At 57.6% G+C, this 13,179-nt stretch carries 14 protein-coding genes; 7 read left to right on the forward strand and 7 right to left on the reverse strand.

What is annotated here, in order from left to right; genetic code table 11:
• Positions 1–65 precede the first annotated feature (65 nt).
• The 3 genes from AC2FIS_RS19095 to AC2FIS_RS19105 all read left to right on the forward strand — a co-directional run bounded on the left by AC2FIS_RS19095 (position 66) and on the right by AC2FIS_RS19105 (position 2,964).
• A complete protein-coding gene (locus AC2FIS_RS19095) occupies positions 66–1,211 on the forward strand; it encodes an iron-containing alcohol dehydrogenase (protein WP_496774942.1) in 1,146 nt (381 codons plus the stop codon).
• A gap of 74 nt (positions 1,212–1,285) precedes the next feature.
• The gene (locus tag AC2FIS_RS19100; RefSeq protein WP_496774943.1) at positions 1,286–2,125 is read left to right on the forward strand and encodes an EamA family transporter; all 840 of its coding nucleotides are present in this window, start codon (positions 1,286–1,288) and stop codon (positions 2,123–2,125) included.
• Between the two features lie 68 nt (positions 2,126–2,193).
• Complete coding sequence (locus AC2FIS_RS19105; protein WP_496774944.1) at positions 2,194–2,964, forward strand: alpha/beta hydrolase; 771 nt, start codon at positions 2,194–2,196, stop codon at positions 2,962–2,964.
• An 18-nt stretch (positions 2,965–2,982) separates the two neighbouring features.
• On the opposite strand, the gene AC2FIS_RS19110 is transcribed toward AC2FIS_RS19105, so the two are convergent.
• From AC2FIS_RS19110 to AC2FIS_RS19125, 4 genes are all read right to left on the reverse strand, one after another.
• Complete coding sequence (locus tag AC2FIS_RS19110) at positions 2,983–3,264, reverse strand: hypothetical protein (RefSeq protein ID WP_496774945.1); 282 nt, start codon at positions 3,262–3,264, stop codon at positions 2,983–2,985.
• 279 nt (positions 3,265–3,543) lie between these two features.
• On the reverse strand, positions 3,544–4,128 hold the full coding sequence (locus AC2FIS_RS19115; protein WP_496774946.1) for a hypothetical protein: 585 nt from the start codon (positions 4,126–4,128) through the stop codon (positions 3,544–3,546).
• Between the two features lie 33 nt (positions 4,129–4,161).
• Complete coding sequence (gene parE / locus AC2FIS_RS19120; RefSeq protein WP_496774947.1) at positions 4,162–6,120, reverse strand: DNA topoisomerase IV subunit B; 1,959 nt, start codon at positions 6,118–6,120, stop codon at positions 4,162–4,164.
• A gap of 159 nt (positions 6,121–6,279) precedes the next feature.
• Entirely contained in the window at positions 6,280–6,834 is a 555-nt protein-coding gene (locus tag AC2FIS_RS19125) for an NYN domain-containing protein (RefSeq protein ID WP_496774948.1), read from the reverse strand.
• A 190-nt stretch (positions 6,835–7,024) separates the two neighbouring features.
• On the opposite strand from AC2FIS_RS19125, the gene AC2FIS_RS19130 reads away from it, so the two are divergent.
• Positions 7,025–7,633, forward strand: coding sequence for a carboxymuconolactone decarboxylase family protein (locus AC2FIS_RS19130; RefSeq protein ID WP_496774949.1), 609 nt, complete (start codon positions 7,025–7,027; stop codon positions 7,631–7,633).
• Positions 7,634–7,639: 6 nt separating this feature from the next.
• On the opposite strand, the gene AC2FIS_RS19135 is transcribed toward AC2FIS_RS19130, so the two are convergent.
• The gene (locus AC2FIS_RS19135) at positions 7,640–8,515 is read right to left on the reverse strand and encodes an alpha/beta fold hydrolase (RefSeq protein WP_496774950.1); all 876 of its coding nucleotides are present in this window, start codon (positions 8,513–8,515) and stop codon (positions 7,640–7,642) included.
• Between the two features lie 126 nt (positions 8,516–8,641).
• Here AC2FIS_RS19135 and ppk2 point away from each other — a divergent pair, with 126 nt between their 5' ends.
• Positions 8,642–9,565 (forward strand): polyphosphate kinase 2, encoded by a 924-nt coding sequence (ppk2, locus tag AC2FIS_RS19140; RefSeq protein ID WP_496774951.1) that lies wholly within the window; start codon positions 8,642–8,644, stop codon positions 9,563–9,565.
• Positions 9,566–9,670: 105 nt separating this feature from the next.
• A complete protein-coding gene (locus AC2FIS_RS19145) occupies positions 9,671–11,035 on the forward strand; it encodes an MATE family efflux transporter (RefSeq protein WP_496774952.1) in 1,365 nt (454 codons plus the stop codon).
• A gap of 11 nt (positions 11,036–11,046) precedes the next feature.
• On the opposite strand, the gene AC2FIS_RS19150 is transcribed toward AC2FIS_RS19145, so the two are convergent.
• Positions 11,047–11,448, reverse strand: a complete 402-nt coding sequence (locus AC2FIS_RS19150) for a hypothetical protein (RefSeq protein ID WP_496774953.1) — start codon at positions 11,446–11,448, stop codon at positions 11,047–11,049.
• A 10-nt stretch (positions 11,449–11,458) separates the two neighbouring features.
• Positions 11,459–12,661: a pyridoxal phosphate-dependent aminotransferase gene (locus AC2FIS_RS19155; RefSeq protein ID WP_282153693.1), complete on the reverse strand. Its 1,203-nt coding sequence runs from the start codon at positions 12,659–12,661 to the stop codon at positions 11,459–11,461.
• A 91-nt stretch (positions 12,662–12,752) separates the two neighbouring features.
• Between AC2FIS_RS19155 and AC2FIS_RS19160 the strand changes: the two genes are divergently transcribed.
• A complete protein-coding gene (locus AC2FIS_RS19160) occupies positions 12,753–13,145 on the forward strand; it encodes a helix-turn-helix domain-containing protein (RefSeq protein ID WP_058274142.1) in 393 nt (130 codons plus the stop codon).
• Positions 13,146–13,179: the final 34 nt, after the last annotated feature.

Genomic DNA, 13,179 nt, shown 5'->3' on the forward strand with positions numbered 1-13,179 from the left:
GCAACGGCCTGCCCGGTTCAGACCCCCTCGGCCGGGCAGGTCTCAAATCACAAAGGAAACCTGACATGTCACTTGTTGGAAACTGGTCCTATCCGACCACTATCAAATTCGGCGCAGGCCGCATCAAAGAACTGCCTGAGGCATGTGCTGCCGCTGGTATGAAAAGGCCGTTGTTGGTCACCGACAAAGGGTTGGCCGATCTACCGATCGCCGCGGCGACGCTGGATATCATGGAGGCCGCAGGGCTGGGGCGCGGGCTGTTCAGCGATGTGGATCCCAACCCGAACGAAAAAAACCTTGAGGCAGGGGTCGCGGCCTACAATGCGGGCGGCCATGATGGCGTGATCGCTTTTGGCGGCGGTTCCGGGTTGGATCTGGGCAAGATGGTTGCCTTTATGGCAGGGCAGACGCGCCCGGTTTGGGATTTCGAGGATATCGGCGATTGGTGGACACGCGCGGATTCGGATGTCATTGCGCCGATTATCGCTGTGCCGACCACAGCCGGGACCGGGTCCGAGGTCGGGCGCGCCAGTGTCATTACGAATTCCGAAACCCACGCGAAAAAGATCATATTCCATCCCAAGGTGCTGCCGACCGTGGTGATCTGCGACCCAGAGTTGACGGTTGGTATGCCCAAATTCATCACAGCGGGCACCGGTCTTGATGCATTTGCGCATTGTGTCGAGGCGTTTTCCAGCCCGCACTACCATCCGATGAGCCACGGTATTGCGCTGGAAGGTATGCGGCTGGTCAAGGAGTACCTGCCACGTGCCTATGCAGATGGCGCGGATATCGAGGCCCGCGCGCAGATGATGAGCGCGGCAGCCATGGGGGCGACCGCCTTTCAGAAAGGCCTGGGCGCGATCCACGCCATGAGCCACCCGATTGGCGCGGTTTTCAACACTCACCACGGCACCACCAACGCGGTTTGCATGCCCACAGTGCTGGAATTCAATGCCCCAGCTATCGCTGATCGGTTTCAGTCGGCGGCAGCCTATCTGGGAATTGATGGCGGCTTTGATGGCGTCCGCGGTTTTGTCCAGTCGTTCAACGACTCGCTGGGTATCCCAACCAGGCTGTCCGAACTGGGTGTGACCGAAGCTGCGATCCCGGAACTGGTGCAAGGCGCGATCATCGATCCGTCTTGTGGGGGTAACCCAATCGAATTGACTGAGGACAATCTGACCGCTCTGTTCAAGGCTGCATTGTGATCGGTCTTGCTCTGTGCAAGTAACGAAACCGGCCCGTATCTTGGGCCGGTTCTCTCTGCGCGAAAGGTTCGGACGTGACTCTGTTTGTCATCGCCATCATTTTGACGGCTGCGTTGCTTCATGCGGTGTGGAACGCCATCGTCAAAACAGCCGCCGACCGAACGACCACTTTGGGTCTTGTCGCATTTGGGCATGTCATCCCTGCAACGGCCATGGTCCTGCTGCTGCCGCTGCCCAGCGTTGAAAGCTTTCCATACATCCTGATCTCGACCGTTGTGCATTTTGGGTACTACTACATGCTGGGCAAAGCCTATCAGCATGGGGATCTGAGCGTCGTCTACCCGATCGCCCGTGGTATCGTGCCTGCGTTGGTCTCGCTCTGGGCGATGATACTGGTGGGCGAGGTGCTGCCACTGCAGGCTTGGGGCGGGATTGCGCTGATCGCGCTTGGTATTCAGCTCAGCAGTTGGAGTGCCTTGCGGTCCGGCGTCGGGCGCTGGGCGCTGTGGTTTGCGCTGGGTACGGGGTTTTGCATCTCGATCTATTCGGTGGTGGACGGCATCGGGGTGCGGCTGTCGGGCAATACGCTTAGCTACTGGGCCTGGGGCGCTTTCCTGCACCTGTTCATCGCCGGGTTTGTTGGCATCAAAAAGCGGGACACACTGGCCAGCCTTCCTGCAAAGGTCTGGATGATCGGAATCCTAGGCGGGCTGGTGTCGATGACGGCCTATGGTCTGGTGCTTTACGCCAAGAATTTCGCACCACTGGGTGCGGTTTCAGCACTGCGCGAGACTTCGGTGATCTTCGCAGCGCTGATCGGGTTCATCTTCCTGCATGAAGGCAACTGGATGCGTCGCCTAGGTGCGGCCCTACTGATGGCCGTTGGCGTTGCCCTGATCGGTATGTCCGTCTGACCCCGGCGGCCTTGTCGCGCGCGCCTGTCGTCTCGCATAGTGGGGGCAAGTGACGAGAGGGTGTTTTGATGACCAAAGAGATTGTTCTGATCCACGGGTCCTTTGCCGGACCTTGGTGCATGGCGGACTACGCGGGTTTCTTCCGCGCGCGCGGCTGGACGGTGCACATCCCTGCGCTGCGCTTTCATGGTGGGGACCCCAAGGCCGAACCTGACCCCGGACTTACGGATACCAGTGTTGCGGATTATGCCAATGATATTGCCGAGCTCGTGCAGGGATTGGACAGCAAGCCGGTCATCCTCGGCCATGCCATCGCGGGCGTTGTGGCGCAGCAAGTGGCCGCGCGCGGATTGGCCAGTGCTATTGTCCTGATCAACCCGAACGCGCCGTGGGGCACCTTGCCCGAAACCGACGATGAACGCGCCATCCCGCGCGCGCTGATGGAGGGCGGGGCGTTCTGGAAGCAACCCATGCGGGTCGAGTTCGACCTGATGGCCCCTTTTGCATTGAACAAGATGCCCGAGGCGCAGCAGCATGAGGTGTACGACCAGCTGGGGGCCGAAAGCGGCCGGGTGATGTTCGAGATGTTCTTTTGGATGTTCGACGACCACCACGCAATGAAGGTCGATATCGACAAGGTCGATTGCCCGGTGTTGATCGTGTCCGGGACCGAGGATCGCGCCGTCAACCCAAACACCTGCCGTGCGCTGGCCAAGCTGTACGGAGACCGCGCGACTTTCATGCCCGTGAAAAACCACGCGCATTTTTTGTTCATGGAGCCCGGCTGGGAACAACCCGCCGGCCAGATTGCAGACTGGCTGGAGGGGAAGGTGGGCTAGAAGACCCGACCTTTCAGTTCAGCGATTGACCTGAATACCGCTCTCTGGTTTCCACTTCATGGCACCGTCGCCGCCTTTGATACAACGCAGAAGGTGTTCTTCGCGCGCACTGGACGTTTCGGTCACGGTGTTGTTGCCAGAGATCACAACATAGGCGTCCACCGAATAAGCGAGGCCGTTGTAATAGCAGAACCGTAACTCTGCCCCGACCGGAATAGGCGATGCGCCGATCAGCGACTGCTGCGCGCTTGCCTGACTGGCCAGCAAGGCAAAAGCCAGCCCGAGGGTTAGTGCTTTCATATTGTCCTCCCGTTCGAAATATATGTTCGTTCAAATTGGGTCTTGGACGCTCGGATCCTCAGAATTTGTTCTTTGATGACAATTGCGCGCAAGTGTGAACGGGATCAACGGGTTAGGCAAGGGGTGTGTTTGTGGGCGATTTGCGGAGACGCTCCGCGCTGTCCACCCAATGCTTAATCCAAGGCATCGAGCACGCACCCCTCTCGCCTGAATCGGCGGGAGTTATCTGCACTCGCCCTCGGCGCGGGCGCGAGTTTTCCTGTTGAGGTGAACGCCTATTTACAACGGAGCAGTAGGTGGACCGGGCAACGCTCTTATGGGGATGACTTGGTCCTGGGTTGAATCGACTTTCTGGCCAATTCTTGCGTCACAGAAATAGATTCTTACGGGGTCGCTTGTTAGTACTTGAAGATCCCTAGGTAGATTACAGTGCTTTCTGGCCAGCCCCAATTCTGGGAACCATGTAAATAGATCCAGCCAGCTCGGTGCAGAGGCCCTGAGCAATTGCTCCGTCCCGCGAGATGGAGATGCTGTGCAGTCTACATAGCCAATTCCGTCGATTTCATAAACTTGCCAACAACTCAGCGCGCGATTCTCCAACAGCAAACGCACTTCTTCAGGTTGAGTGATCTCGATACCCCAGAAACGAAATGACGCGGTCTTGGGACCGGGACGTTTGTCAGAAAACTCAAACGCCAACTTGCCATCATCAGAAATGCTCGGAATGCCGTGGAAGTGTACCTTGTCGTAAGTAATACGTTGGGTTTTCAGCGAAGAATGCTCAACTGACGTTTCAGCATGAGCATTGGGTAAGGTCATCAATAATGAAGCAAAAACCGCGAATAGCGAAATCTTTACCGACATTAATAAGTCCAAAAACAAGTCTGGAGTTTTAACTCAAACATCCAACTCCTCCACAAACCGCGCGTTTTCCTGAATGTACTGGAACCGCAGCTCGGGTTTTTTGCCCATCAGGCGCTCGACCAGGTCGCCGGTTTCGCCGGGTTCGTCCTCGTCGATGGTGACCCGGATCAATTTCCGGGATGCGGGGTCCATCGTGGTTTCTTTCAGGTCTTTGGCGTCCATCTCACCCAGACCCTTGAAGCGTGAGACGTCGATCTTGCCCTTGCCGCCCAGACCTTTCTCAAGCCACTCATCCCGCTCGGCCTCGTCCAAACAGTAGACGCGTTTTGCGCCTTGGGTCAGGCGATATAGGGGCGGGCAGGCCAGGTACAGGTGGCCCGTGTCGATCATCGGGCGCATCTGAGTGAAGAAGAACGTCATCAACAGCGCCGCGATATGCGCCCCGTCCACATCCGCGTCGGTCATGATGATGATCTTGTCATAGCGCAGATCGTCGACGTTGAACTTGGTGCCAAGACCGACACCAAGCGCTTGCGTCAGATCGTTGATCTCGGCATTGGTGCCCAGCTTGGAACTGGCCGCGCCCAGCACGTTCAGGATCTTGCCACGCAGGGGCAGCAGGGCCTGCGTTTTGCGATTTCGACCCATTTTTGCAGAACCGCCCGCAGAATCTCCTTCGACGATGAATAATTCTGTTCCCTCGCGTGTTGAACTAGAACAGTCCACCAACTTGCCGGGAAGACGAAGTTTTTTAGTGGCGGACTTACGTTGTGTTTCTTTCTCGGCGCGTCGGCGCAGACGTTCTTCGGACCTCAGAATGAGGAAATCGAGAATAGCACCGGCGGATTTCGTGTCCGCGGCCAGCCAGTTATCGAAATGGTCGCGGACCGAATTCTCTACCAGCCGCTGCGCCTCGACCGTGGCAAGGCGGTCTTTGGTCTGGCCGACGAATTCCGGTTCACTGATAAAGCAGGACACCAGCGCACAGCCACCGGTGATCAGGTCGTCGCGGGTGATCTGCGCGGCCTTCTTGTTGTTGATCAGCTCTCCGTACGCCTTGATGCCCTTAAGGACTGCAGCCCAGAAACCTGCCACATGGGTGCCGCCTTCAGGGGTGGGGACGGTGTTACAGTAGGACTGGATGAACCCGTCGCGCGAGGGCGTCCAGTTGATCGCCCATTCGACCTTGCCGGCGGCGCCGAATTTTTCCCGAAAGTCGACAGTGCCGGCAAAAGGTTGTTCGGCATAGGTGGACGAGCCGTTCATCGTTTCCTTCAGGTAGTCCGACAGCCCGCCGGGAAAGTGGAAGCTGGCCTCGGTTGGCGTTTCGCCGTCGTCGATATGGGATTTCCAGCGAATTTCGACGCCCGAGAACAGGTAAGCCTTGGAGCGGATGGATTTGAACAACCGCGCCGGTTTGAACTTGTGGTGGCCGAAGATCTCTTCGTCCGCGTGGAAGGTCACGGTGGTGCCGCGCCGATTTGGGGCTGCGCCAACCTTTTCGACAGGACCCAGCGGAACACCACGCGAAAAGCGTTGTTCATAAAGTTGCTTATCCCGCGCCACTTGTACAACCATGGAATCTGACAACGCATTAACAACCGATGCACCCACACCGTGCAGACCGCCCGAGGTCTGATAGGCCTTGCCCGAGAACTTACCACCCGCGTGTAGGGTGCAGAGGATCACCTCAAGCGCCGATTTGTCTGGAAACTTGGGGTGCGGATCGATCGGAATACCGCGCCCGTTATCGCGCACTGTCAGGGCGTAATCGGCGTGCAGCTCAACCTCGATCCGATTGGCGTGGCCCGCAACCGCTTCGTCCATCGAGTTGTCGAGGATTTCGGCGACCATATGGTGCAGCGCGCGTTCGTCCGTGCCGCCAATATACATGCCGGGGCGTTTGCGGACCGGTTCCAGACCTTCAAGCACCTCGATCGAGGAGGCGTCATAGGTATTGGTCGCTTCTGGCGTCAACAGATCGTCGGGCATGGGTGCTGCTCTTGTTTTTGGGTTTGGTCCCATTATGGCAGGGGATGTGGTCCGGGGGAAGGGGCGCGCGAAGTGTTGTGTGCGGTTTGTCGGCTATGATGCGCCCCGATTGGGATCTGAAGTTGAAACGCTACATGTTTGACCGGGCTGGACCCACGGTCACAACGCCAGCCAGATAGCGCCATTCCGATAGCCACCCTGCACAAGCTCTTTGGCCTGTAGCACATCCGGATAATCGTCAACCCAATCGCGAAAACGGTCGTTTGTGACAATGGTAGCCCCTAGGTCACGAGCGACCTGTAGAACAAGTGGGTCGGCTGGCGTTCCCTTGGGGGCGACCATAACGCGGTCAACGGGCAACCCAAGCAGTGAGGCAAGAGTTTTGTCCTTCATGTAGCGATCTGAGATTTTGTAGCCGACATTTGCATCGAACACGACGCCGGGCGTCAGGCCGGAGGCGGTTAAAGCGTCGACAACTTCTCGTACGGTGGCAATGTCCGGAATGCCCTCTCGCCAGTGCAAAATATTTGATCCATCAACCACGGCCCAGTTCTCCGGCGCTTTCGATCTGCGCAACCATTTTCCAAGCAGCAATATCGCGCTTGCAACGGTGCAAAGCCCTGCGACCATTGCCCAATCAGAAAAAGCAGGGCGGGACAGTGCCGCGAACAGGCCGCAGATTGACAGGACAAACAAGAACAGAGGAAGGCGCATCGCTGGAAAATCAATATTGTGAAACGGGGTGTCGCCAGTTCTTTATCAGTTGGCGGTGGACAATGCCCAGAGCGTTCTCATTGCAGTCACGTGAAATGTTCCAGGAAAACGTGCCCGTCAAGGCCTCGCATTGTTTCTGCATTCTGTTTAGGTTTGGCTGCAAAAGCAAATGGATACGGGAGGCAAAGAGATGAGTTGGATCAGAACCATCCCTTTTGATGAAGCAACAGGAAAACTCAGGAAACTATATGACCGTGTTACTGGCCCCGGCAACAATGTTGACAACATCATGATGGTGCATTCCTTGCGGCCACATTCGATGGAAGGTCACATGGCCATGTACAAGAACGTGCTTCACCATTCCGCCAACACGATCCCGAAGTGGTTTCTTGAGGTGTTGGGCGTGTGGGTCAGCGCGCTGAACAAATGCAGCTATTGTGTTGAGCACCACTACAGCGGTCTGCAGCGTTTGTTGGGCGATCCGGAGCGTAGCCAGGCAATTCGCGCGGCGATTGAGGCTGGCACGCCAGAGGAGGCCCCTTTGGATGCGGCCCAGATCGAGGCCATGCGCTACGCGCGCAAACTGACCGAGGCCCCGTCGGAGTTGAAACAGCAAGACGTGGAAGCCCTGCGCACGGCCGGATGGGACGATGGCGAGATCCTCGAAATCAATCAGGTCTGCGCGTATTTCTCTTATGCGAACCGGACCGTTTTGGGGCTGGGGTGTTCCACAGATGGTGACATATTGGGCCTGTCACCCAACAACTCGGATGACCCGGCGGATTGGGGGCACAGGTAACCGGATTTAGCGCGCCATCCAGCCCATGATTGCCTGTGCCACAGCTTCGGGCTGTTGGTGATGCAGCCAGTGATCAGCGTTCGGAATGTCGATGCGCGTCAGGTCGGGCGCGTAGTCTTCCAGCCGCTCAGTCGACTCTGGCAGCAACGCCTTGTCTTCACGCCCCCACAGCAACAGGTGGGGGCAGCGAACCATCAACCGGTCCTTTGGCAGCTTTGGCAGATCCGTGCGTGGTGCGCCGGGTTTCGCAACCACCAGCGGTGACGCGCGGTACCAGTTCAGCATAGTCTCCAGCCGCCCGGGCCGGGCCCATTCTGTACGATAGACCTGCATTTGCTGGTCTGTCAGCCAGTCTGTTCCCATCCCGAAACGAAAAAACTGTTCAAGCTTGGCAAAATTGTCCGCCGACAAACGCTCTGCCGCGTCTGGTGCGCGCAGTGCATTGATGTATTGCGAAGCCTCGGATTGCGCCCCTCCTGCGGCCATGGCCCGTTGGAAGGGCACTGGGTGCACGCCGTTGGCGATGATCAACCGGTCCACTAGATCCGGGCGGAACATGGCCAAACCATAGGCCACAGACGCTCCCCAATCGTGGCCAAGAACACAAACCGGACGGGCGAGCCCCTCGATCAGCGTCACCATGTCCGAGACCAGTCGCGACAGGGCATAATGGCCGACGCCCTCTGGCGCCCAGCTTTGCCCGTAACCGCGTTGATCGGGGGCGATGCAATAGAAGTGGGAAGACAGATGCGGGGCCAGGTCCTGCCACGCGCCGCTATATTCGGGAAACCCGTGAAGCATCAATAAAGGCGGAAGGTTGGGGGCCCCCCAGCTGCGCAGAAGGAACCTCTGACCGTTAAGATCAATGAACTTGTTTTTCATAGCCGAAGCCCTGTGTTGTACCTGAAGCACACGCCCAGAAAGATGTAAAAGTTTGACACCAATCAAAGCGTGTTTTTCACCCGACTGCTAGGCGTTTTCCCGGACAGTGAGACAAGGAGAACCTGGATGGAAGTAGTGACGCAGATCGATAATGTGCAAGACCCTGCCAACCTGTCGGCGATAGCCAAAACCTCACCGACCGAGCCAAGCCCCGAGAAAATTCGTCAGGCCTTTGAAAGCGGCAAATATCCTTATGATCGCAAGATGGCGCGCAAAGCTTATGAGGCGGAGAAGGCGCAACTGCAGGCAGAATTGCTAAAAGTACAACATTGGGCACAGGAAACCGGCCAGCGGTTTGTCCTGCTGTTCGAGGGCAGGGATGCCGCAGGCAAAGGTGGAACGATCAAACGCTTTATGGAGCACCTGAACCCACGCCAAGCGCGTGTCGTTGCCCTGAACAAGCCCACCTGGGAAGAGAAGGGGCAGTGGTACTATCAGCGCTATGTTCAGGAATTGCCCACTGTGGGTGAAATGGTTTTCTACGACCGGTCCTGGTACAATCGCGCCGGGGTTGAACGGGTGATGGGATTTTGCTCACCCAACGAATATCTCGAGTTCATGCGTCAAACGCCCGAGCTGGAGCGGATGCTGGTGCGCTCGGGCATCCAACTTTACAAATACTGGTTCTCGGTCACGCAACCCGAACAGCAACGCCGGTTCAAAAGCCGCGAAACCGATCCATTGAAACAGTGGAAGCTGTCGCCGATCGACAAGGCCAGCCTTGATAAATGGGACGATTATACCGAGGCCAAGGAGGCGATGTTCTTCTATACCGATACCGCCGACGCCCCGTGGACCATCGTGAAATCGAACGACAAAAAGCGCGCGCGCCTGAACTGCATGCGCCACTTCCTGTCTACGCTGGACTATCCGGACAAGAACCATGAAATCGTCGACAGCCCCGATCCTTTGATCGTCGGCCAGGCGCATCACGTGATTCAGCATTCGGAACATATTCTGGGCAATTCACTGCATCCTGAAACCGTGTGACAGGAGTCCTCTCAGGTAACATTTGAACCTGCGGGTGTAGTCTCAAGGTGAAATTTCGTCGTTCGCCTCTTGTCCCGGCCTCGGGCCGGGCATAAGGCTGTTCGGATGAGTAAGGTGATGACATATGGTGGCCACTTCCGGGCCATTTCTGTGCTGGGCCTGCCGCTGATCGGCGGGCACCTGGCCCAATTTGCTATTGGGCTGACGGATACGGTCATGCTGGGTTGGTACGGTGTCGAGGCGCTGGCCGCCGTGACCTTGGCCAGCAGCTATTTCTTTGTGCTGTTCCTGTTTGGGGCCGGATTCGGTTTGGCCGTCATGCCAATGGTGGCGACGGCTGCGGCTGAAGAAGACGAAACAAGCATTCGCCGTACAACGCGCATGGGGTTGTGGTTGTCGCTTATCTACGCGGCCGTCATGATGCCAATGCTGTGGTGGTCTTACCCAATTTTTCTTGCCTTGAAGCAGGACCCGCAAGTCGCTGAAACTGCGTCCCAGTACCTCAGGGTTGCTGGGTGGGGCCTAATTCCGGCGCTTTTGGTCATGGTGCTGAAATCCTATCTGGCCGCGTTAGAGCGGACTCAGATCGTTTTGTGGATCACCGTGGCGGCGGCGGTGGTTAACGCGTTTACCAACTATGCCTTGATCTTCGGCAATTGGGGAGCCCCTGAGCTGGGTGTGATGGGCGCCGCAATCGCGTCGGTCGTTACGCAGATCGTGTCGCTGGTTTGCGTGGTGATTTACGCCATGCGCGTTCTGCCCGAACATAGCCTGTTCCAAAGGTTCTGGCGTCCAGATTGGGAGATGTTTCTTAGCGTTCTCCGCCTTGGCGTGCCGATTGGCCTGACGACCCTGTCCGAGGTCAGCCTGTTCGCAATGTCAGCGATCATGATGGGCTGGCTGGGTCAAGTTCCGCTGGCGGCACATGGCATTGCACTTAATTTGGCATCCGCGACGTTCATGGTGCATCTGGGGCTGTCAAACGCTGCGACGATCCGGGCCGGGAACGCGTTGGGCCGGAAAGATAGGCCACATCTGGAACGCGGCGCGATTGCGGTGACGGGGATGTCTTTGGTGATCTCGGTCCTGACTGTCATCCTGTTCCTAGCCTATGCCGAGCCTTTGATTTCCCTGTTCATGGAACCGGATGACCCGCAGCGTCCGGAAATTCTGATGATCGGTACAGGCCTGCTGGCCATGGCTGCCTTGTTTCAGTTGGTGGATGGCGCACAGGTCATTGCGTTGGGTCTGCTGCGCGGCTTGCAGGACGCAAAGGTCCCGATGGTCATGGCCGCGCTCAGTTATTGGGGCGTGGGGATCACGTCCTCGTACTACTTTGGCTTCGTATTGGGCATGGACGGAATCGGAGTCTGGCTCGGCCTTGTTCTGGGCCTGGCCTGCGCAGCGGTTATGCTGATGGCGCGGTTCTGGATGCGCTCGGTCCGCGAGGTCGGTGTGCCCGCCGAGTAAGATTCGGCGGGTCAGTCTTTGCCGAAGCGGTCTGCCTTTTTTCGCACCAGGACAGAACGTAGGTCATGCATGGCCAGCAGCAACCGGTCGGTTACGTCCTCAAGCTGCTCTGGTGTCGCCTTGGATTGCGCCCATTGCGTGGTGAGGTTCAGATAATCGACAGCCCGATGAATGTCGTCGATGTCGCGCTGGGCCAGCAACGCTTTGCGCGCCTCCATCCAACGGGCAATCTCGGCCTTGTCGGTGTCGGACAACGTGCGTTGGCCCTGAGGTTTCACCTCGCCATTGCGGATGTTGATGACCGCGATCTGATCCATCTCGATCCGGCGCTGGCGGTTTTCAGTGTCGATCCTGAAAACCGCCGCACCATTTTCGCGAACGCGGAAATAATATTCGGGCAGTTCCGACGTCATTTGCGCTTACTCAAGTCAATGATGCGCAAAAGCGCTGGATGCGGGTGCAGGCTTCGGTCAGCGCCTCGTCCGAGGTCGCATAGCTGACCCGAAAGTTCGGCGACAGGCCAAAGGCCGCACCGAACACGACGGCCACGTCCACCTCTTCCAGCAAGGCGGTCGCAAAAGCCTCATCCGAGTCGATCACAGTGCCTGCGGGGGTGGTTTTGCCAATTAGCCCGGCAATGGATGGATAGACGTAGAACGCCCCCTCGGGCGTCGGGCAGCTGATGCCGTCGATTTCATTCAACATGTGAACAACCAGATCACGGCGGCGTTTGAACGTTTCGTTGTTGGGGGCCAGGAAGGACTGAGTGCCGTTCAGTGCTTCAACCGCCGCCCATTGGCTGACCGAGCAGGGGTTCGAGGTCGATTGCGATTGGATCTTGCGCATGGCGGCGATGACCTCGACCGGTCCTGCCGCGTAACCAATGCGCCAACCGGTCATGGCGTAGGCCTTGGAGACACCGTTACAGGTCAGCGTCCGGTCATAAAGGCGGGGCTCGACTTCTGCCGGGGTGCAAAATTCGAACCCGTCATACGCCAGATGTTCATACATGTCGTCGGACATGACCCAAACATGCGGATGGCGCATCAGGACGTCGGTTAGTTCTTTCAGCTCTTCACGGCTATAGCCTGCACCAGTGGGGTTCGACGGTGAGTTGAAGATAAGCCATTTGGTTTTCGGCGTGATCGCAGCCTCAAGCTGATCTGCAGTCAGTTTAAAGTTTGTCTGGATCGAAGTTTCCGCGATTACCGGAGTGCCTCCGGCCAAAAGCACCATGTCGGGATAGCTAACCCAATAGGGTGCAGGGATCACAACCTCATCGCCCTCGTTCATCGTGGCCATCAGGGCATTGTACAAAGTTTGCTTGCCGCCGGTGCCAACCGAAATCTGGGCAGGCGTGTAATCCAGGCCGTGGTCACGCTTCATCTTGGCGCAGGCGGCTTGCTTTAATTCCGGGATGCCGTCAGGCGCAGTGTATTTGGTCTTACCGGCCGCGATGGCCGCTACTGCTGCGTCCTTGATGTTCTGCGGAGTGTCGAAATCGGGCTCGCCCGCGCTTAGGCCGATGACATCGCGCCCGGCAGCTTTCAATTCGGCCGCTTTAGCGGTTATCGCAATGGTGGGCGATGGCTTCACGCGTGACAGTGTCGCAGAAAGGAAACTCATGGTCGGCCTCGATTTGTATGTTCAGCTTGACTGTCATAGGGTGCGCTCGAATGACGATCAAGCGATATGAATTATGGAATTGGAGAGCCCGATGAACGACGAGAATGACTGGTACGGACCGGACTCTGCGACATTCGGGGACAGGCTGGCAGGGGCACGCGAAGCGGCTGGTATGACCCAGGCCCAGATGGCCCGCAGGCTTGGCGTGAAAAAGACGACAATTGCAGCTTGGGAAAACGATCTGTCCGAGCCGCGCGCGAACCGTCTTTCCATGATGGCAGGCATGGTAAACGTGTCGATCATGTGGTTGCTGACCGGTGAAGGCGAAGGCATGGATGCCCCCGTCGAAGCGGAAGAGGGCGCACCCGAGCTTGCGGATGTCGTGGCTGAGCTGCGTTCCATTCGCGGTGAAATGCGCGCCAGCGCCGAGCGGGCCGCGAAGCTGGAGAAAAGGGTGCGTCTGATGCTGGAGCAGGGTCGGTGAACGAACCACGGGACGTTCGAATAAAGCGGCTGAA

It is taken from the genome of Ruegeria sp. CDSB113, assembly GCF_059611045.1.